The organism is Corynebacterium kroppenstedtii DSM 44385, from assembly GCF_000023145.1.
Taxonomy (GTDB): domain Bacteria; phylum Actinomycetota; class Actinomycetes; order Mycobacteriales; family Mycobacteriaceae; genus Corynebacterium; species Corynebacterium kroppenstedtii.
On sequence record NC_012704.1, the window covers coordinates 2,347,739 to 2,367,360 of the forward strand.

General features: G+C 55.9%; 16 protein-coding genes and 1 tRNA gene. 10 read left to right on the plus strand and 7 right to left on the minus strand.

Annotated features, from left to right (window positions below):
• The first annotated feature begins 230 nt into the window (after positions 1–230).
• The 8 genes from CKROP_RS09920 to CKROP_RS09960 all read left to right on the plus strand — a co-directional run bounded on the left by CKROP_RS09920 (position 231) and on the right by CKROP_RS09960 (position 9,286).
• Positions 231–3,230 (plus strand): DUF4040 family protein, encoded by a 3,000-nt coding sequence (locus tag CKROP_RS09920; RefSeq protein WP_012732616.1) that lies wholly within the window; start codon positions 231–233, stop codon positions 3,228–3,230.
• The gene (locus CKROP_RS11225; protein WP_012732617.1) at positions 3,227–3,805 is read left to right on the plus strand and encodes a cation:proton antiporter subunit C; all 579 of its coding nucleotides are present in this window, start codon (positions 3,227–3,229) and stop codon (positions 3,803–3,805) included. Before CKROP_RS09920 ends, CKROP_RS11225 begins: the two co-directional genes overlap by 4 nt.
• Positions 3,806–5,521 carry a monovalent cation/H+ antiporter subunit D family protein gene (locus CKROP_RS09930; protein WP_012732618.1) on the plus strand — a complete coding sequence of 572 codons (1,716 nt, stop codon included), beginning with the start codon at positions 3,806–3,808 and terminating at the stop codon, positions 5,519–5,521.
• Positions 5,518–6,150, plus strand: a complete 633-nt coding sequence (locus CKROP_RS10960) for a Na+/H+ antiporter subunit E (RefSeq protein WP_012732619.1) — start codon at positions 5,518–5,520, stop codon at positions 6,148–6,150. Before CKROP_RS09930 ends, CKROP_RS10960 begins: the two co-directional genes overlap by 4 nt.
• Positions 6,151–6,152: 2 nt before the next feature.
• Positions 6,153–6,410 carry a monovalent cation/H+ antiporter subunit F gene (locus CKROP_RS09940; RefSeq protein WP_012732620.1) on the plus strand — a complete coding sequence of 86 codons (258 nt, stop codon included), beginning with the start codon at positions 6,153–6,155 and terminating at the stop codon, positions 6,408–6,410.
• The gene (locus CKROP_RS09945; protein ID WP_012732621.1) at positions 6,407–6,808 is read left to right on the plus strand and encodes a Na+/H+ antiporter subunit G; all 402 of its coding nucleotides are present in this window, start codon (positions 6,407–6,409) and stop codon (positions 6,806–6,808) included. The genes CKROP_RS09940 and CKROP_RS09945 overlap by 4 nt, the downstream gene beginning before the upstream one ends.
• A 247-nt stretch (positions 6,809–7,055) precedes the next feature.
• The gene (locus tag CKROP_RS09950; RefSeq protein ID WP_012732622.1) at positions 7,056–7,628 is read left to right on the plus strand and encodes a hypothetical protein; all 573 of its coding nucleotides are present in this window, start codon (positions 7,056–7,058) and stop codon (positions 7,626–7,628) included.
• 1,235 nt (positions 7,629–8,863) lie between these two features.
• Entirely contained in the window at positions 8,864–9,286 is a 423-nt protein-coding gene (locus tag CKROP_RS09960; protein ID WP_012732623.1) for a hypothetical protein, read from the plus strand.
• Between the two features lie 272 nt (positions 9,287–9,558).
• Here CKROP_RS09960 and CKROP_RS11535 read toward each other — a convergent pair whose 3' ends face one another.
• A complete protein-coding gene (locus tag CKROP_RS11535; RefSeq protein WP_012732624.1) occupies positions 9,559–9,714 on the minus strand; it encodes a hypothetical protein in 156 nt (51 codons plus the stop codon).
• A 290-nt stretch (positions 9,715–10,004) separates the two neighbouring features.
• Positions 10,005–10,160 (minus strand): hypothetical protein, encoded by a 156-nt coding sequence (locus CKROP_RS11540; RefSeq protein ID WP_012732625.1) that lies wholly within the window; start codon positions 10,158–10,160, stop codon positions 10,005–10,007.
• A gap of 814 nt (positions 10,161–10,974) precedes the next feature.
• Between CKROP_RS11540 and CKROP_RS11545 the strand changes: the two genes are divergently transcribed.
• Complete coding sequence (locus CKROP_RS11545; RefSeq protein WP_041628942.1) at positions 10,975–11,457, plus strand: hypothetical protein; 483 nt, start codon at positions 10,975–10,977, stop codon at positions 11,455–11,457.
• 1,629 nt (positions 11,458–13,086) lie between these two features.
• Here the strand turns inward: CKROP_RS11545 and CKROP_RS09985 are convergent.
• The 4 genes from CKROP_RS09985 to CKROP_RS10970 all read right to left on the minus strand — a co-directional run bounded on the left by CKROP_RS09985 (position 13,087) and on the right by CKROP_RS10970 (position 16,848).
• Positions 13,087–13,172 (minus strand) — tRNA-Ser (locus CKROP_RS09985).
• Positions 13,173–13,376: 204 nt separating this feature from the next.
• The gene (locus CKROP_RS09990) at positions 13,377–14,339 is read right to left on the minus strand and encodes a serine hydrolase (protein WP_148209692.1); all 963 of its coding nucleotides are present in this window, start codon (positions 14,337–14,339) and stop codon (positions 13,377–13,379) included.
• Positions 14,336–15,550: a hypothetical protein gene (locus CKROP_RS10965; protein WP_012732628.1), complete on the minus strand. Its 1,215-nt coding sequence runs from the start codon at positions 15,548–15,550 to the stop codon at positions 14,336–14,338. Before CKROP_RS10965 ends, CKROP_RS09990 begins: the two co-directional genes overlap by 4 nt.
• 218 nt (positions 15,551–15,768) lie before the next feature.
• Positions 15,769–16,848 (minus strand): hypothetical protein, encoded by a 1,080-nt coding sequence (locus tag CKROP_RS10970; protein ID WP_012732629.1) that lies wholly within the window; start codon positions 16,846–16,848, stop codon positions 15,769–15,771.
• A 129-nt stretch (positions 16,849–16,977) separates the two neighbouring features.
• Here CKROP_RS10970 and CKROP_RS10015 point away from each other — a divergent pair, with 129 nt between their 5' ends.
• Positions 16,978–18,009, plus strand: coding sequence for an NAD(P)H-quinone oxidoreductase (locus CKROP_RS10015; RefSeq protein WP_012732630.1), 1,032 nt, complete (start codon positions 16,978–16,980; stop codon positions 18,007–18,009).
• 37 nt (positions 18,010–18,046) lie between these two features.
• Here the strand turns inward: CKROP_RS10015 and CKROP_RS10020 are convergent, their stop codons facing one another.
• Positions 18,047–19,432 (minus strand): aminotransferase class V-fold PLP-dependent enzyme, encoded by a 1,386-nt coding sequence (locus tag CKROP_RS10020; RefSeq protein WP_012732631.1) that lies wholly within the window; start codon positions 19,430–19,432, stop codon positions 18,047–18,049.
• Positions 19,433–19,622: the final 190 nt, after the last annotated feature.

Here is a 19,622-nt window from a genome sequence, read left to right on the forward strand (position 1 = left end):
CAAGGCTTTTTCCTAAAATAATCTCAGCTCACACCCCCACATCATCACCATAACGACATCGCAGAATTTTCATTAAGCAACCGCAGTCACCCATTCACACATCAGCCCACCCCGACATTCCCCACTACAAGACCAATCGTCGCAGCGTGGAATTCTGGACTGCAACTGATACCCTGGAAAACTGTTTATTATATGTTTATGTCCACTTAAACCGCAGGTGTTGATGCTTCGTGGAGCTTATCGCGATCCCCTTATTCGTGGTGCTCGCCCTCATCCTGGTTCCCCTGTTTGTTCGATTACTCGACCGCAACGCAGGGTGGCCCCTAGCCCTTATTTTCATCGCGTCCGCTATCCCGCTCCTCCGGAAGTTGCCTGACATCATCGACGGCAATCCCTGGACTTGGAAGGTCACGTGGATTGAGGACTTCCTCCCCAATGGCGCTGATGTGATCTTCTCACTCCGCGCTGACGCCTTATCCACATTCTTTGCGCTGCTTGCCTTAGGTATTGGCGCAGCCGTGTTCATTTATTCAACACGGTATTTACACGGTGGCCGCGGATCCATGAGCTTCTACCTGCTCATGACAGCCTTCATGGCAGCCGTCGTCACTCTTGTTCTTGCCGACGACGTTATCCTGATGTTCATCTCGTGGGAGCTCGTGTCACTGGCGTCGTTCTTCCTGATCGCGAGGTCAGGCCCCGGCGGCGAGCTGGGATCAATGCGCACGATCATTCTGACGTTCTTCGGTGGGCTTACGCTTCTAACCAGTTTGGGCATTAGCGCTGGTGTGACGGGCACGACCAGCCTGTCGGGGATTATTCATTCGCCAGAATGGGCGCATCACCCCACGTTGCTATCTGTCATTGCCGTGTTGATTGCGACGTCGGCATGCACGAAGTCGGCGCAGTTCCCCTTCCACTTCTGGCTCCCCGAAGCGATGGCGGCAGATACTCCGGTGTCCGCATTCCTCCACGCAGCAGCCGTCGTAAAAGCGGGTATTTACCTGCTCTTACGTTTCTCCGCTCTCTTCCATGACGACGCATGGTGGCGCGGTCTGCTCATTATCGTTGGTATGTTCACCGCGATTATGGCGGCACTGTTTGCCCTCCAGAAGAATGATCTGAAGAAACTGACCGCGTACTCAACGGTGTCTCAGCTGGGCTGGATTGTGTGCACCATTGGTATTGGCACACCGCTCGCCATGGCGGCGGCGGTGGTGCACACGCTGGCGCACGCCCTGTTCAAGTCCAGCTTGTTCATGCTGATCGGCGTAGTGGACCACCAAACCGGGACGCGCGATATTCGTCGCCTCGGACCCATCTGGCGGAAAATGCCCTGGACATTCAGCATGGCTGTAATTGCAGCAACCTCAATGGCCGCAGTGCCGCCACTATTCGGCTTCATCTCTAAAGAAGGAATGTTGGACGCCATGGCAGAGGGCGAACTGGCCACGCCCGCTACCGCACTACTGCTCATCTGCGCGACGGTGGGCGCAATTTTGACGTTCGCATACTCCTACCGTTACGTCTTCGGCGGTTTCGTCGACGGCACACGTGATGTCAGCGACGTCCACGAAGCACCACTGTCCCTGTGGTTACCCGCAGCAATCCCCGGTTTCCTATCTTTACCACTGGGTTTTGTTCCCGGTTTCATGAATTCCTTCGTGGACGCCGCAGCAGATTCTGCGTTGAGCACGCACCACGCGACGCATACTCATCTCGCGCTGTTCCACGGCATCAACGTGCCACTTATGATCAGCCTCATTGTCATCGTCGTCGGTGTCACATGTGTTGTCTTCCGTAAGGCCATTGCGCGGGTGCTCGTCGGTAAGGAACTATCCCCCTTCACGGGAGCACACGTGCTCCAAGGTGTCATCACCGGTGGTTCTCGCTGGGGCAAGCTGGCCGGTTCCATGGCGGATTCCGTCTCACCGACGCGCCACCTGGCCCTCCCGTTCTTAGCGGTTATCACCCTCGCGGGTTCCGTGGGCGTCGGGGCGCTATTTAATGGTGGCGCCATCGATGGCGTCGATATGGGTTCCCGGGTGGGCGGAATTGACCGTCCGCTGGATTACGTTGCCCTGGTCACGGTCATTATTGGTGTGGCCACTGCGGTTCTGTCGCGACGTCGCTTGTCGGCAGTCATTGCGGTCAGCGCTGCCGGTGTCGGCGTTACCCTGCAGATTCTTACCCTAGGCAGCCCGGATGTGGCGCTCACCCAGATTTTGGTTGAGCTTCTCACCACCGTGGTCCTCATGCTGGTTATCCGGCTGCAACCGCGTGATTTCGAGGCCCGATCCGCACGTCGCGATCGCTGGGCCGGAACGATCGCGGTTCTCATGGGATTGACGACGACGGTCGGCGTGATCGCGCTGGTCGGCTACCACGGAAAGCCGTTGATTTCGCAGTGGTACCTCACCAATGGGCCCACGATTTCGCACGGTAATAACGTCGTGAACACAATCCTGGTGGAGTTCCGTGCTTTCGATACCATGGGCGAGCTTTCTGTGCTCGGTATGTGTGGTGTGGCGATCGCCGCGGTGGTGCTCTCCGTGCCGCGTGTGCGCGACGACATCCGTGGATCCTTGGCCGCTATCCCGCGCCCGGAGCTGAACTCGTTACCGATGAGGTGGATGGCGAAACTTCTCATCCCCGTCCTCATTCTGATCAGCGCGGCCGTGTTCTGGCGCGGACACAACCACCCCGGCGGCGGGTTCATCGCGGCCCTGATCGGTGGTGGCGCGCTGATGTTCTACTACCTGTCCCGTCCGGCAGATAAGGCGCCGACCAACAACCGGCTCCCCTACATCCTTGTGGGGTCAGGTATTTCGTTAGCAGTCCTTGCAGGTCTCGCCGGTTACCTCGGGCATGCCTCTGGTGAAGAAGGCGGGCACGGCTCCCGCGGTTCCTTCCTCCAACCGCTCAATGCCCATGTTGGTGGCGAACTTTTGACGACGGCCCAAATCTTCGACGCCGGCGTCTACCTAGCCGTCCTTGGTTTAGTGGCCATCGCACTCTTGCAATTGGGTGGGCCAATCCGCCCCGGCGCGGAAGCGCCGCTAGGGCCTGTGCGCTCGCACGGTGGGTTCTCTCCCCTCGGCTCTAATGAGCCAGATTATGCACCGTCTACTCAGGGCACTGATCGCGATACCGTGTCTGAATCGGCGTCCGATAGTGGTGGCGATACGTCCGGCCGGAAACCCGTCGACACCGTGGAGGTGGAAGAATGATTATCGCAATAACGATTGGTGTGCTGACCGCCGGCGGTGTGTTCCTGGTTCTACAACGGGGAATGGTCCGGTTGATACTCGGAATGACGCTCATTGGCCACGCCACCAACTTGACGCTCCTGGCTGCCGGCATTGGAGCGTGGCGGGCGGAGCCCATTATGAGTGGCACGAACCCGCACGATGCAGCCGATCCGTTGCCGCAGGCTTTCGTGCTGACGGCAATTGTTATTTCGATGGCCACCACCGCATTCATGCTGGCCTTGGCCGCATTAGGTCGCTCCGATGACACGTTGAGCGACCCGGTCAAGGAGTTCCCCGATTTGTTTGCAGCATTTAAGGACTCGGTGTGGAGCACGGAGGAAAAGTCCGTGCCCGCTAAGGAGAAGGTGGCACAGGACCAGGCAAAGGATTCGCAGGAGGAGCACCATACTCCTACCGACGACGCCTACGTTTTGCCCGATCACCTCACCAACGAGGTGACAGCGCTACAGACGATGGGCCGCAGTGCGCGTCGAATTTCGACCGACTCGAACCAGTATCGACGCCGCCAAGAGCGCGAGGAGGGCATCGAATAAATGGGAACATCCACCATTGCGGCGCTGCTGCCGCTCTTCCTTGCCGGGCCGTTGGCGGCCGCGGCTCTTGCCGCCATGTCGCCGTGGAAAGTACTGCGCATTGCTTTGGCTTTCGTCGTGCCCATCGTTGGTTTCGCTGCAGGCCTAAGCCTCATGATCTACCACTGGAACCACCCCGCCATCGCCGAAAACGTCGGCGGTTACGCTGCTGGTATCGCGATTCCGTTCGCATCAGATTCGTTCTCGTCGTTAATGATCACGATGACCTCGATCGTGTGTCTGGTCTCTGTGTGGTTTGCGACGGCTGTCGGAGAAATGAATGCGCGGTTCTATCCTGCTCTGGTGTGCATGCTGATGGGGGGCGTGTACGGGGCGATGAGCACCGCGGATTTGTTCAACCTGTTCGTGTGCATTGAGGTCATGCTTCTGCCATCGTACGCGTTGCTTGCGATGACGGGTACGTTGCAGCGTCTCCGTTCTGGCCGTTTGTTTGTGCTGGTGAACTTGATTACGTCGGCGGTGCTGGTTGTTGGTGTCACGCTCACCTACGCGACAGCGGGGACGTCGAACCTGCCCGCACTGGCCAGTGCGGCCCGGGGCAATGGGCCAGTGGTGGTGACCGGTGGTCTGATTCTTCTGGCGCTGGCTATTAAAGCTGGTCTGTTCCCTGTTCACACGTGGTTGCCGCGCACCTATCCGAACACGTCGCCGGCCGTCATGGCTTTGTTCTCTGGCCTGCACACCAAGGTGGCGTTCTACGCGATTTTCCGTATTTATGCTGTCATGTTTGGCCTGGATGACCGCTGGTCGTGGCTCATTCTGGTGATTTGTGTGGCAGCCATGCTTGTTGGGTCATGGGCAGGCTTGGGTGAACGTACAATGCGTTCAGTTTTGGCCTACCAGATGGTCAACGGTATGCCATTTATGCTGGTGGGACTTGCCTTTGTGGACCATGATCCCCGTCGGATGCTGGCAGCGGGAGTGTTTTACGCGGTTCACCATATGACGGTGATTGCGTCGCTGACGCTATCCATCGGCTCGATTGAGGAAACGTACGGAACTGGCCGTTTGCAGCGCCTGTCCGGCTTGATGCGTCGTGACCCGTTGGTCGCGGCCGTGTTCGTCGCCGGGGCTTTGTCAATCGTCGGTTTGCCCCCATTTTCCGGTGTGATCGGTAAATTAGGTGTTGTTATGGCTGTGGCCAGTGACTATTCGGTGAAGTCGTGGATCGTGTTGGCGGCCATCGTCATCGCCGGTATGGGTGCGCTGCTCTCTATGCTCCGGCTGTGGCGCGAAGTGTTCTGGGGCAAACCCATGAACCCGCAGTATGTTGACCGCCAACTGGCTGTTCCGGTGCGGTTCATTTTGCCGTCCGCGGTGATGGCCCTGATGTCGGCTGGGTTACTGCTAGGCGCTGGCCCGGCGATTTCAGCGACAAACCACGCAGCGGATTCGCTGCTCAACGTGAAGGCCTACCAGAGTGCCGTTCTTGGCGACGACGCCGTAGGCGTTGCGAACACCGGTGGTGCTGGTTTGACCGGTGATTCTCATGATCCGGCCGACGTCCCCGATGACATGATTGTTCATCACGATGATGGGGACGCTCACGCAGCCGATGAGGGCACCAACCACGCTGCTCAGGCTGACCATCACACCGATTCACATAACCGTCAGGCGTCGGCAAGCGTCGCGGGTCCCACAGGAGGACAAGAATGAAAGTACTTCGTCTCACTCTGCATGTCCTACGGTACGGTACCTGGCTCGTTGAACAAGTGTTACTAGCAACGTGGTCCATCATTGTGGATGCCAACAAGCGTCGTTCAGAGATTGATCCGATCATTGTGGCATACCCGTTGCGTGTACAAACTGACCGCGAGGTCGGCCTGTTTACGACGTCGATCACCATGACACCGGGAACATTATCGTTGGGGCTTCTTGAAGTGGGGGATGCCCTGCCCCAGGATGTTTCCGATTATCCGGGCCCTCATGAACCGATGCCGGCAGAAGATGCTCCAGATGGGCGAATTCTTCTGGTGCACGCTGCGTTTGGTAGCGACCCGGAGGCCATTATGCAGGAGCTAGCAGAAATGGAACAGCGGCTTGCCCCACAAGTCTGTCGGCGTACACACCCCCGGTGTGCTAATGGCTACACCAGTAAGTTGTATTACTCAGATGACGCCCCAAATGGCGGCCCTGGACCGCAGTCCTTCACTAAACCCGGAGGGCCGAGCATTCCCCCTGGTTATGCCGGAGGAGATACGGATGCCACCGGATTCTCTGTTGAGTCCATTGTTCGGGAATCGGCCAGGTCTTCACGCAGGGATGCTCCGCAGAAGGAGAGGTAACTATGACATTCGTCTTAATTCTTGTGAGCGCGATAATCACTGCTGCTTTGTTAGCGGCGTTATTCCTGATGGCACGATGTGATGATCTGTCACGCACGGTGTTATCTGATGTTATTTTCTTCGGAGCTGTCGGACTATTCCTGGTGTATTCGCTGGGAAACCGAACAACTATCACGTATGAGGTTGCGGTCTTCGCCGGGGTCCTGAGCGTTCTGAGTTCAGTTGCCAACTCACGCATGATGGTGGGGGGCCAGCGATGATTATCAATATCATTATTTCTGTATTGATCTTGATTGCCGCCATAGCATTTCTTGACGAAGTCATCGAAATGTGGCGAGCTCCCGATGCTCTCACGCGCGTCAACCTCACAGGTCCAGCCACAGGCGTGGGAGTTCCCCTCTTAATTATTGCGAACATGATTCGTTCTATTGCCGACGGCGACGAATGGTACGTCGTGCTAGTGAAATCCGTCATTGCAATCGTCGCGTGCCTGATGGTGGCCTCAGTGGGATCCTTCGTGATGGGACGTTCCGTCCACGCCGAGCAAATCAGGCGTGGACAAAGCGCCACCATGGGCAAAGGAGCAGGCTACACGGGCAAAGCCAAAACAACGACGGGAACTCCTCTGGACGGCCAAGCCGGCGCAGACACAGACTAAGCCGGGGGTTACGCACTAGGCGGAAGGCTAAGCTCGGAACCTAGGGCGTCGAAGGTGGTCTTGTTTCTTTTTGATAACATCCCCCAACAAAAGGGGGATATTTCTCCACTAAAAGTTTCGATTATATTTCGGTTACTGAAGTATCTAAGAACCATTGCTACCGTTGGCCTCGACACGGAAACCACTTTCGACCCAGGTGGTCAGCCCCTCAAGGGCACCATCACCAACCCCAGAGAAAGGACTATCCATGCCAGCCAACGTCACGTCCGATTCCATCGATCGCGACAACACAATCCGCAGCACCCGACCACACGTCGGGCGTATTGCCGCCGGAGCCGCCGCCATTGTGACCGGTGCCAGCCTCATGGGTGCAACTGCTGCCCAGGCGGAAGAAGCACCCGCACCAGCTCCAGCTCCCGCTCCGGAAGATGCAGCCCAGGCTGTTCACCACGTCGTATTCAATACCCCCGAAGTCGACTGCCAGGTCACTGAGAATCCAGATTCCATCGCATGCGGAAGCAACACACCTGCCGCGCAAAGCCAGAACTCACAGCAAGCTGGTGATGGAGCTGTCTGTGGACCTGACCTCAACGCTGATCGCCCCGCCTTCGAGACCAAACAGGGCGACCCTAACTCCGTGAAGCTATCGTGCACCCACCAAGGGTTCGCGGGAGACACCACCGTACTCGACGGAAGCAGTCCGCAAACTGTCGGTCACTACACTTTCTCCTTCGAGACGGATGGCACCATCCACATCACTGCTGACGGCGGTAACAAGGTTGTCGACATAACCCCGGCAGGAACTTTCGACGCTGCCTAAATAAAGCGCCAACTCTGTGCATAAGGCGGCACTGTGATTGGTGCGCGTCTGACGCAACAATAACAGTGGGCCAACAGTGGGCCGATTCCGCCGAGGCCATGTCCCTAGGCCGAGACGGCCGGGTTCAATCAGCAAACGAAGACAAGGAGGACCAAATCCCCGCCACCACGGCGGGGATTTGGTGTTATATGGATACCAAACGGGTTTTAGGGAATTGATGAAGCGTCGCCACAGTGGGGCGGGTTGGTGTTCGTCGGTCGCTTTCTCCAGGGGTGTTAGACCAGCAGAAATGTAGGACTGTCGCGGTGGTGTTTCTCCGAGGCTCTCAGATTGTGCTATGGCCTTACGGTGGGTATCAGTCCAATCAATCATTGTCTTCACCATCCTCTCCGTTCATACGATCGCTTTCAGTGCAATCATGGTGCGACTGATAAAACTTGTCTATCAGCTCTCGTTCGGTTTGACCCGCTAAGGAACTGTCGTAGAGATCGCCCAGCTCGATATCAGCTGCTTTCCTCGTTTCATGTGTTGATTTTCATTGTTCGCGTTTTCTACTGCCCAGGTGAATCGTTTCCACCACTCAGCTCGGTTATCGCTAAGCCATTTTTGCCATAGTGTGAGGAATACGGCCACAAGGCCGCCGGCGGCGATGAACAGTTGCACGAGCCGAAACCACGCTCCTGCATCCATGCTGTTTACCACCCGCCTACTCGTTGATTGTCATTGACAAAAGGTAGTGACGAGATTTTACGGCGATGGTCCCCAATGCGGCGGTAGTCACTGTGCGACCACAGACGTTTGACGATGTGAGACGAGGGTGCGCCGATACCGCGGTAGCGTGCACCTCACCGTTTTCCTGGTGAATAATTATCGACTCTCGGTTGATCTAAAGTTCTCTCGGACATATTCGGAAGATATGACTGCAACTACCCACTGCATTGAGGAGAATAATGAAGTCACAAATTATTACTCTCGTGTTAATTATCGTATATGCGTCTACTGCTACACTTTCTCTGCCCTCGTCCCTTCGGAATTTAGGAGACCAAGCGTCAATAAAATAATTTATGTTTTGCTGCTCTTCTCAGCTTCAATGGCTAGCGGTATTATCGCTAATAAAGTAGCTCATGATTCACGGTAAAATTTATTTATGTGACCGGTGTAGTAGTTGTCCGCGGACATAGCTCTCGGCATATGTGAAGCGCTGATGCTTGTCTTTGGTTAAGGAGATTCTTTCAATGGGAGAAGATTCAGAGAAGATTGCCGAGTTGGAGCAGAGGATCGAGCATCTATCTATCCAAGTCGAACGCCTCATTGACCTGCACAACCCTTTCCCATCGCCGTTGACACCGTTTCGAAAAAGAGCCATGTTAAATGCCCTCACTTTCGAACAAGAGACATTAGCTATCAAACTCTTAGGAGCGGTAAGCGCTTTCAACAAAGGTGAAAAGGTTGACATCAATCAGGGTTTACTGCCATTTCCTCACGAAACCGTTGCGCTTTTTAACGACTATGCAGACGGGGGAACAATCGACGCCAATCAAGTAAAGAACATGATAAAAACGTTCATTCCAGGTGGCGATGCTTCCGTCCACGACCTGCTCGAGGCGTGGGAGGCAGGTCAGAATAGAATTCGACCCAACAACGACGAACACCACTGATCGACTAGATAACCATCACATTAATCATGCCTACAATGGGCACCGTTCCGACGTGCCGTGGGCTGTGATCCTAGGCGTTTACTCTATCTTCTACTCTTTCCAAGGCCCTGTCTTGAACCAACACTGTCGACGTAGAGAGACGTTTAGGCCGATGCGAGCTTGATACTAATCAGCGCATTCAGCGAAACACCTTGTGTTTGATTTGCAATAGCGAATTAATGATGCTTGTTCGCTGAGCGTGGGCTCCCTGGCGTGAAGCTCGGAAAGTAGAGCTATTTTTCCTCGGTCTTTTCTTTGCCGCTTTGGAAAAAGGCTTTAAAGCCTTTTTCTTGAAGCTCAGGATTCTCACGCATTCTTATCCTGAGACCGAGAATCCTCCCGATAACGGCTCCTGATAAAACAATTATGGAAATGGCATATAAAGGCATGGCCTGCTCCTTAACTATCGTGAATTTTTATCAATACAGGCTTACTGCTCATTCCCGCGAGACCGTTTCTCCAAGGGTACACAGAAAGGTCGCAGTACCCACATCTGTCAAACATAAGTGAAAACACCACTAACCAGCACAGAAGCTATTAAGTAATAACAAACGGTTGACGGGGAAAAGTTTTAGTCATTAATCCAAGACCCTGGCCACAAGAAAGACCCCACACCGCCCCGGCATCTTAACCCTTTGCTCCGCGTGGAACTCTCTGTAAATAAGCTCGGATCATAGGACTATTGGCGCTCGGCCTGACCCTTGTCCTTCTGGAACAATATTTTTAGACCTTTTCCTTGAAGCTCGGGGTTGTCTCTCATTCGTTTGATGAGACCAAGGGCGTACCCGATACTTCCTCCTGCTAAGACCACGATGAAGACGACGAATAGTGGCATATCCCGCTCCTTAATCTCTCGTGAGGGCTTCAATGGCAGGGCTTGCTACCCACGTCCAAAAGAAGGTTTCTCCGACGGCAGCTAATTCCGCTATGACCAAGTGAACGGCAGCGATAGATAAAACGTCCGCCCAAAACAGCTCATGTACGGTGCCAACCGTGGGGATTACATAGGAACACACGTTTTCTTTCGATGCACTACGGAACAGAAGCATGAGGCAGTCTTCGCCCATAATGCCCTTCCCACTCATGGGAGACGCCGGACTGAACGTCAGCTTCGAGCCAATGCGCAATCTATCGAAGTCGTAAGCACTCGGACACTACCCAGTTTAAGGATAGGTTTACTTAGCTGGCATTAGTTAGAAGGGATTCTTCACTTATACAGGGGGTAATTTGGGGCGCTAATTTGTCTGATATCGGACTATTTCCGCAGAGTAATGCTTTTAGAGTGGCATCCCCTCGAGTTCTTCGACTCTAGAAAATGGCTAAAATACTTATCACGGCCAAGAGAGTGAGCCATACGAAGGGTAGCTGCACGCCGACCGAACACAGCCTCTGTCGGCGCTCATTTTTAAGGGCAACAACTGAGGCCTGAGGGGCCCCAACGTTCTCCCTACCCGGTGTAGCGGAGGACAATCTTCGTCTGAAAGCCCCTGTAGGTCCGGAGTAACCAAATATTCTTTGGGTGCGAAAGCCGGATATCAGGGATCCGGGAGTGCTGCGGGATCAATCCAGTTAGATACGTTCTTGATAGCAGTCTCATCGCAGTCAAGATCCGCCAATTCCTCTTGTTAGTCTTACTTTACGAGGGGTTCATGGTGCGCACACCGATTTCGCAGGCGATAGACCTCATCAAACTCCGTCTTAAAATCTTCCAGCGGCGGGCTGACTGCGGTATCAACCCCGTTACGCAGAAGCACCTTCACGTGGATGGTATCCGCTTAAAAGGTTGTGGTGGGCTGAGTGTTCCAGACATAGAACGCTTCGGGATCACGATGGTGAGCATATGTGCGGGTACTTGGGTGGGAAGACCACTGCTCAAGATCGTTGAAGGTCACGCATTTCATCGGGCTACAGTTTTTGACGAAAGCCCCGGAGCGATCCCTGAACCTGAAAACGGTCACATCGCCGGGGTTACCTTTTTGCTGTATAAACCATGCGGGTATGTGCGAAAATATCTCCGGGTTAAGAGTCAAAATCCGGCGCGGATTTTTACACGGAACAGTTCGAAAATGATGTACATTGAAGGCATTGTGATACCCCGTCGAGGTAAAATAATTCTGGAGCTTTCACGGTAGGCGGTGATCCGATTTATGTTGGGCGAAACACTTCTTTTCACAACTCATTTCCTCGCCCGAGAGTCTGATCTAGAACGATTTCATAAACAGTATTTAAAAAGGATCGATAAGGCTCGAGAGATTACAGAGATACTCTATGTAACTGACGAAATCACACACGGAGGTGATGAAGTAATTCGGGAAGTCATGATGCAAGATTTCCGTAGGGATATGCGAGACTTCGGCACTTACCCATTTGACGAATCTGAATGGGGTTTGTATAGCCTTTCATGTGTAGCTAAAGACGTTGACGAGCCCGCCAGTGAAGGGTCTAACATGTCTAGGCTATGGTATGACCTAGCTTTGGGCGAAGAGACGGTCCCTAGGGAATTTACCAGTTACGTAAGCGGCGTTAATGTGTCGAGCGATGGCCGGGGGTTCCCTCTAGGATCGGTTTCTCCCGAGTAACGATCCGGAAACTCGGCGAAGAACACCAAAGAAAAATGCTGAAATGGTGACTGCATACACAACCGCAACTGCCTGATAATCCACTCACCATGGCCAGGCAGTGCAATTTTGGTTGGGTGAGTTGTTGGATGAGTCGGCCTTTCTTCTTTGCTCAATTGCACGATCTTACTGGTGAATTCATATTTTGCTCTCTGGGGTTAAACCGACATAAGAGTGCGATGCCCCCAATAATTTGCTTCAGTCGCCTATTTCTTCTCAGAAGGCTTTATCGAGAAAGCAGATGTAGCGCCTATCAAGGCTCCAGTCGCTGCCCATAGGAGGCAACTCTTAAGAGTGAAGTCGATATCCTCTGTATCACTCTGTGTCGCTCTATAGGTCAGCGTGATGTTGAATTCAGCGCGCAGCCAACAAAGGATTACACCAATGAGGGCGAATGCCACAATAATTAGAACTCTTTTCCCTGCTGTGGTCAGTGTCTGTTTAATGGTGTACTCCTAGTGTCAAGATTTTATAACTGACAGGAGCACTTTTGCCGAAGACGCCAATAAGCCCGCTACTAAAGCATTGCCGTCTTTGCCTGCTTCGGATTATGAGAGTTTTTACGTCTCTTTCGATCCACCGCGAGATTGAAGGGAACCGCGACGATGGCCCCGACTGTAACTCCTAAGAGGAGGACTCGGCTCCTATAGCTTTCCTCTATGTCAGCGGCGATGACAATAATATAGACGACCAGCAAGCTTCCGAGGATCAGGCGGGCTTGAATTGCGTACTGAACCTTGGGAGACAGTATTTCGTGACTCCTGTCGCTGTCTGAGTTACTAGGACTCTTCTGCAGTTTACTATCCAGACTGTTTTATCCCACTAACCAAGCTCGACATGCGTCTTACGTTTTTCTTCCTAAAAGGATGCAAGTAGCCGGTCAGACGATAGTAACCGATCCGGCGAATCCCCTCTCTAGCTCGGAATATGTCACTGATAACGAGGCCCCGGTGGAATAATTCCTGAATTTAGCCTTCAATACTGAAACGGGGTTTGCAATAACGCGGCATCACGATTCTCCCCATAACAAAAATCAGCCCGAGCCACCAACGTGGCGAGCTGGCTGATCATAATGAAGTCAGAATAACCCAAAATATCCCCAGCGTAGAGGCTAATAACCGGCCCGCACGCTGGGGATCATTGCGGAGGTAGAGGGATTTGAACCCCCGGTCCGTGTTAGGGACGCTCGCTTTCAAGGCGAGTGCATTCGGCCGCTCTGCCATACCTCCAAGGGTTTACATATGTGCTGTACGTCAACTCCCCCACCATCGAAAACGTCGAGGAACGACATGACATGGGGGTGCTCTCAGCACAACGTGACTATGTTAGCCCATCCATACCGGCAACACCAAGCTCGGGAGAAGCTCCTTCCCAGTGTGGTACATGACGGGATAACTTGCTCAGATTGAGCAGGCGCGAACTCTCTGTTGCACCTACTTGCCACACTGAGCAGGCGCGAACTCTTTCTGATGCGCTTTCACCACAGCAGCGAGGTCATTCAGAGCAGATTGTCCTGTCTCATACGTTCCGTCCGACGGGTGAGCTGCTAAAGCAACAGCTATCCGTCCCGTCGGACCGTCGAAAAACCCAATCTGCCTGACCAAATAGGCACCATCTTCATCTGGCCCCCATCCACCTTTAAAGTGAGCGCCAGGAATAGTGCCCAGCCCCCAACGCTGGTCGGGGTTAATCTGCCCCATTTGTTCGATGACAAATTCCGCGCCCGACACGCAGGGAAGGTTCGCTGCAAACAAAGCAGAGTCCTCCACGGCCCATTGTGTCTGCCCAAACCCTGAATAGTGCGGACGGATCGCGTCGATCTGCACCTTTGTGTTGGGGTTACCACCGTCAGCTAAAACTTGGTGGACGGCTTGTCCGGAAGCCTCTCCGCCACCCAAGGATCGCCATAAAGCGTCGGCGGCGTCGTTATCGGAAGCACGAATGGCATCCTGAACGTTCGCCTGGATGTCGTCGGAATTGTTATTGCGGAGGGCAGCGATAGCCAGCGGGACCTTGATGGATGACCACGCGGGGTAGGGATCGACGTGCCCGAAACGTCGGACCTGCTTGCCATCGGAGACGGCCAACTCCGCCATTCCCCCGTATTTCTTAATGACCTGGTCAACGGCTTCTTGCATGGGTGCGTCGGCTTTACCGGATAACTCCGGGGTGCCTGCCTCCGTATTTTCGATGGATGGGTGCGGGCCGGGCACACTGGGCGGCAACGTATCGGCATTCTCTGGCACCGATGATGGTGTGGAATCGGCTCGGTCCGGGTTACCGATTGTGCAGGATGAGAGCATCACTCCCGACGCGACCAGCCCGGCGACACACATGCGAAACCGGCGACGACGGTGCGAGCGTGACGCAGCCCTTCCAGGTAAGTTGCCCATCATTGAATGTAAACCCTTTCGTCGTCCGGACCCTCACAGGTGACAAAACCACCATTATCGCGGCAGTTCATGGCGATATTCCGCCCACTAACTGGGCTTTTCACGTCCACCGTCATGTTTGTGTTCAGCGTTTTGACGTATTGCTGGGCGAAAACCCTCCGCGTTGCCACCGCAAACGCTGCGGGCGTGCTGTCGGACCCGGTGTACGCCAGGTTAAACTGCCCGGCCTCGTCATCCTGGATGGCGGCCGCGTTGGCGGGGATAGCATCGTCGGGGAGCGGAGCTGTTGTCGGCCGGTTCTTGATGGTGGACAGCCGCACCTCCTGATCGCCTTTCGGTTCGCCATCGCCCTGTTGGTGTGTGGAACCGCCTTGTTTGTTCCCATCGCCGCCGCCGGTTTCATCGCCGTTCTGGTCATCCGCGGTATTCGACGCCGTGTGGTGGCTATTCGAGGCCCCGGGGGTCCCTAAAACGCCTGATTGCCATGCGGCGAACGTTCCGCCGAATAGCGCGCAGGCAACAACACCCACACCGATGGAGGCTGCAGCAACTGAGTGCCGACGCCGTTTCGACGGGCCCACCGGGACGGACGATTTGGCTGGTCTCGAGCCAGAAGGCCGACGAGAGACGTGGGAATCGGAGGTGTCGGGTTTCTTCGATGCCGCGGGTTTTGTCGGGCTGGGTTTTGCCGGTGTCACCGGTTTTGTCGGGCTGGGTGGGGTTGGTGTCCGTTTATCCGGTTCAGTTGTGGAGGCCGGGGTCGTCGGAGGTTTCTTCGACGAAGTCGGGCTTGTTGTCGATTTCTTCGACGACGCCGAGCGGGCCCGCTCCGGGATGTAGCGCTGCGGTGCCCCTGATTCCTCAGGAGACAGTGTGCGGGGAGTGTGCGGAGCGGACTTGTCCTGCGCCTTGTGTCTGCCACGAGCGTCCGAGTCCTTTTTGCCACGCGTCGTCGTGGTGGACGACGTGCCGGGAGACGTACTGGGAGCCTCGGCGCCCTGCTTGCCGCGGGCCAGAAGTTCCGCGACGGTGACCTGTCTACCACCGCGTGACGTGCTCTGATGCGAGGAATACCGTCGGCTATTTTTCTTCGATTCGCCCTGGTCAGCGTCGTTCTGTGACGCGAAATCCGCCTGCTCGATGTGGTTGGTGAACCACCGTTGGTTAGATTCGTCACGAGCAGAACGTGCGTGCTTATTCGCATGTCTGCCCATGAGTCACCTGTGCCCTACGCGGTCGTCACCTTTCCGGAAAGCTTTATTATGCGCAATCTATAGCAATTTATACAATGCAGACGCGCATTAGCATTCCAAACAAGCCTATACCCAGGCGAATCGAGCATCCCAATACAGGCGCTCCAAGCGCGTGCTCTTAGCGCGAGCTTTAAACGCGTCCAGCCCTCGGCATCGCCACCATCGATAATGGCGAGGTTTTAGGAGATAATGACGATCGCATTATTGCCACCGTCACACCGCACCAACTGGCCATTATCAACGCAATCCATGTCATACATGCGGTGAGTTGTTGGGCTATACACATCCTTTAGCGAGGCATTCAATTCGCCCGTCGAAAGATAATTCCGTACGAATGCATCCCGAACATTCTTTGCAAAAGGCGCCGTTGTTCGCCCACCCATCACATACACATTGTTTAAATTCCCGGCTGGTTCATCGTTTTCCGCCGAATTATTTGCGGGAGAGACTCCCGACGGCAAATCGGGGTATTGAGGGCGTCCCGACGAACCGTCCATTCCATTACTCGTATCTCCGCCCGACGTTTGGCCGCCGTTACTATTGCTGTCGTTCTGACCCGCGGTGGTGTTTTGTCCTTGGTTGCCGGGAGGTTGAGCATTGCCATTATTCCGTCCCGCGTCGCGCGATTGGGCAGAGCTGGCCTCATTATTCGACGTATTGAACCAACCCTGTTCACGCCCGAAGAAGAACAGACCCACCACGGCCACGAGCGCGACCACCGCGGTGATAAGCGTTAAAACTTTTCCGAGCGGAAATCCCGATGTCCCCGAACCCGCTCCGACCGGCGCGGAACCGGCGCGAGATCCATACGCAGCATTACCGGCGTACTGTTGTTGGTCGTACTGTTGGCCTTGCCCGTATTGCGTCGAATATTGATTCGGCTGCTGGAACTGACCCTGTTGCGACGTGCCATACCCCTGCGCGTAGCCCTGCCCATATCCTTGGGCGCCATTCTGGGCCTGACCATAGCTCTGCCCATATTGCCCTTGCTGAGCAGCAGACGCCCCCGGAGGGGATGGCTGAAACTCCGTCGTTTCGGTCAGGTCGTAGTTCGCATCCTTGGCTGCTGCATTGCCACTACCCGACTGTTGGGAGTTGCCATTTGGTTCGTAACCGTATTTCGGCGGGACGCCTCCGTTGGAGCTCTCCCCCGCATCACCCCACGCGTCGCCACTCCCATCTGACGAGTGCGAATACCCGAAACCGTCCGAATCAGACGTCGAATTATCGTTATTCCAGTTATCCGAGGAGCGAGGCATGGGCTTTCCTTCTGTTCATCGCTGTACCGGTTGCCGGAAGCAACACAGCTAGCTCTTAGCACGACTTACCTATAGCGTATCGAAATATACGCCTGCGCACGACGAACCCACGCCTCTACACTCGACGTCATGAAGGCAATTATTCAACAAGACACCACGGACCCCACCTCGTTGGCGTGGACCGACACCGACGACCCCACGCCTAGACCGGGCGAAGCGCTCGTCCGAATCCACGCCGCCGGTGTCAACCGCGGCGATGTTCTCCAAGCCGCCGGGCATTACCCACCGCCGCCCGGCACGTCGGACATCATTGGGCTGGAAGCTGCGGGAACGATCGAAGCGTTCGGGCCTCCCGTGGAGTCGTCACATGAATCAGGCTCGACGTCGGCAGGCGAAAAATCCGGCACGCAACCTGTCAAACAGTGGAGCGTCGGCGATCAATGTGGAATGCTCCTGGCTGGCGGCGGATATGCGGAGCGTGTCGCGGTGCCTGTGACCCAACTCTTTCCCGTGCCGCGCGGATGGTCACTCACCGACACGGCGGGGGTGATTGAGGTTGCCGCAACGGTGTGGTCGAACCTGGGCATGGTCGCTGACATGCAGAAAGACCAGACCGTGCTGATCCACGGCGGGTCGGGCGGCATCGGCACGTTCGCCATTCAGCTGGCTCACGCGATGGGGCTGACCGTCGCCACCACCGCAGGCAACGCCGACAACCTGGAGCTTTGCCGTTCGCTGGGCGCGGATATCCTCATCAATTACAGAGACGACGACTTCGTCGTGGTGATGAAAGAGCACGGTGGCGCCGACATCATCCTGGATATCATGGGCGCGAAATACCTGGACAGCAACGTGAAAGCGTTGGGTGAGAAAGGCCACCTTGTCATCATCGGTATGCAGGGCGGCGTCAAGGGCGAGCTGAACATCGGCCGGCTGCTATCCAAGAGAGGGTCGATCACAGCGACGAATGTGCGTGGCCGCTCCCTCGACGACAAAGCCGCCGTCGTGGCGGACACGATCAAACACGTCTGGCCTCTTTTGGAGGATGGAACCATATCCGCGCAGGTCACGAAAACACTTCCTATTGCCGACGCGGCCGAGGCTCACCGGCTACTGAAATCCCGTGAGGTCACCGGGAAAATCGTGTTGACCGTGGAATAGGGCCCGACGGTTGGGTGTGGGACCCGGCCAGCCCTGATCAGCGGAGAACCGAGACCGATCTCAACAGATGGTCGACGTCGTGGGCGGTGTTGTACGGCGCCAGCCCAACCGTCAAGGCCCCACCGGACTCCGTGACACCCATAGCGTCGAAGAGCGAATCACTGTCCGCCACGCCCACGATCACTCCGTTATCGGCCAGGCGCGCCTGGGCTGCCTCCGCCGACATCCCGGGGATGATGAAACTGATGCGCGGCACGCGTTCAACATGCGAGGACTCGTCGTCAAAACCGATGACGTAGACGCCCAAATCCTTCAACCCGTAGACCAAATGCGCTGCTAGAGCCGCGAGATAGGTGTCGATCTTCGGCATGGTGGACTGCAACCGTCGGCGCCGCGTGCCCGTCGCGGAATCGTCGAGACCCGCCCAGTGATCAACCAGCGCCGCCAAGGACCCGCACAGTGCCGCCTGCGGAGGATCCCACTCCACCAGGCCGGCACCGGCATGACGGCCATGCCCCTGAACAGCAGAAACACCCAGCGAAGACGAGGAGACAGACAAGGAAGAACTCCATCCCCGACGCCGCGGCGGACGCAGACGATCAAACATTGCCTCATCGCGGAACACCAGTGCGCCGAGCTCAGGCCCGCCCAGCGGAGCCAAATCCAGGGCCACCACGTCGGCACCCCACGACTGAATCTCCACATGCCGATAGGGCAGCACATCGGTGGCGTCGACAATGGTCCACGCTCGCGGCGAAATGCGGTGCACCGAGCTAGAAATAGCCTCCACATCAGTGACCGCACCCACCAACGCATGGGCGGCGGGCAGGGCCACAATCGCCGTCGACGGCGATACCAGCGACGTAAACTGCCAGGCAGGAAGCGCACCCGATGCGAGATCGGCCTCCGCCCACTTCACCGTCGCCCCATACAAATGAGCGGACCGCACCCACGGATCGATGGCCGAATCCGCGTTGCTGCGGGCCAGTACAACCTCGGTACCGATGCCGACGCGGTGGCTCAGGCAGTCCGCCAAGTTACGGAGCAGCGCCGCGCGGGAGGGGCCCAGGACCACCTGGTTGGCCCGGGCACCGACCAGGTCGGCAACAGCCCGGCGCGCCGAGGCCACATAGGAATCGCCAATCGGCGCACCCGACTTCTGACTTTGAGAATGGCTACCCGACGTTGCCTCAACGGCCGTGCGCAAGTGGGCGTTCCTGAACGAATACGTCGCCGCTGTGTTTACTCGCTCCGGAATCTGCGCCTGTTCCTGCGCGTTTAAGTACACCCAGCCCTCGCCTAACCAAACATAGAGTCCACGCGCGTGGGCGACGTCGAACATGGCACACCTTTCCTTAGACGAACTGGGGACACGGTTCATGCAGGCCTCTACCGCTATTCGCTTGTCATTGCGACGCGTCATGATCACTGACCCACCGCACACAATAACGGTTTAGTAGCTCCAGGGTAATCTACCCGTCGCTGCTGACACGATGAACATCAGCAAGGCACGCCACTGGGATTAATAACTGCTTGTCCCATCACACAGGTAGGGTACGGATTATGGCTGACATAGAACCAACTGAGGGCACGGCCGCGAACAACGCCGGCGC

Bases quoted from the DNA above. Each gene is read 5' to 3' on its own strand.
- CKROP_RS11225 (WP_012732617.1), top strand. From the start codon at position 3,227: ATGATTATCGCAATAACGATTGGTGTGCTGACCGCCGGCGGTGTGTTC.
- CKROP_RS09930 (WP_012732618.1), top strand. From the start codon at position 3,806: ATGGGAACATCCACCATTGCGGCGCTGCTGCCGCTCTTCCTTGCCGGG.
- CKROP_RS10960 (WP_012732619.1), top strand. From the start codon at position 5,518: ATGAAAGTACTTCGTCTCACTCTGCATGTCCTACGGTACGGTACCTGG.
- CKROP_RS09940 (WP_012732620.1), top strand. From the start codon at position 6,153: ATGACATTCGTCTTAATTCTTGTGAGCGCGATAATCACTGCTGCTTTG.
- CKROP_RS09945 (WP_012732621.1), top strand. From the start codon at position 6,407: ATGATTATCAATATCATTATTTCTGTATTGATCTTGATTGCCGCCATA.
- CKROP_RS09950 (WP_012732622.1), top strand. From the start codon at position 7,056: ATGCCAGCCAACGTCACGTCCGATTCCATCGATCGCGACAACACAATC.
- CKROP_RS09960 (WP_012732623.1), top strand. From the start codon at position 8,864: ATGGGAGAAGATTCAGAGAAGATTGCCGAGTTGGAGCAGAGGATCGAG.
- CKROP_RS11535 (WP_012732624.1), bottom strand. From the start codon at position 9,714: ATGCCTTTATATGCCATTTCCATAATTGTTTTATCAGGAGCCGTTATC.
- CKROP_RS11540 (WP_012732625.1), bottom strand. From the start codon at position 10,160: ATGCCACTATTCGTCGTCTTCATCGTGGTCTTAGCAGGAGGAAGTATC.
- CKROP_RS11545 (WP_041628942.1), top strand. From the start codon at position 10,975: ATGGTGCGCACACCGATTTCGCAGGCGATAGACCTCATCAAACTCCGT.
- CKROP_RS09990 (WP_148209692.1), bottom strand. From the start codon at position 14,339: ATGATGGGCAACTTACCTGGAAGGGCTGCGTCACGCTCGCACCGTCGT.
- CKROP_RS10965 (WP_012732628.1), bottom strand. From the start codon at position 15,550: ATGGGCAGACATGCGAATAAGCACGCACGTTCTGCTCGTGACGAATCT.
- CKROP_RS10970 (WP_012732629.1), bottom strand. From the start codon at position 16,848: ATGCCTCGCTCCTCGGATAACTGGAATAACGATAATTCGACGTCTGAT.
- CKROP_RS10015 (WP_012732630.1), top strand. From the start codon at position 16,978: ATGAAGGCAATTATTCAACAAGACACCACGGACCCCACCTCGTTGGCG.
- CKROP_RS10020 (WP_012732631.1), bottom strand. From the start codon at position 19,432: ATGACGCGTCGCAATGACAAGCGAATAGCGGTAGAGGCCTGCATGAAC.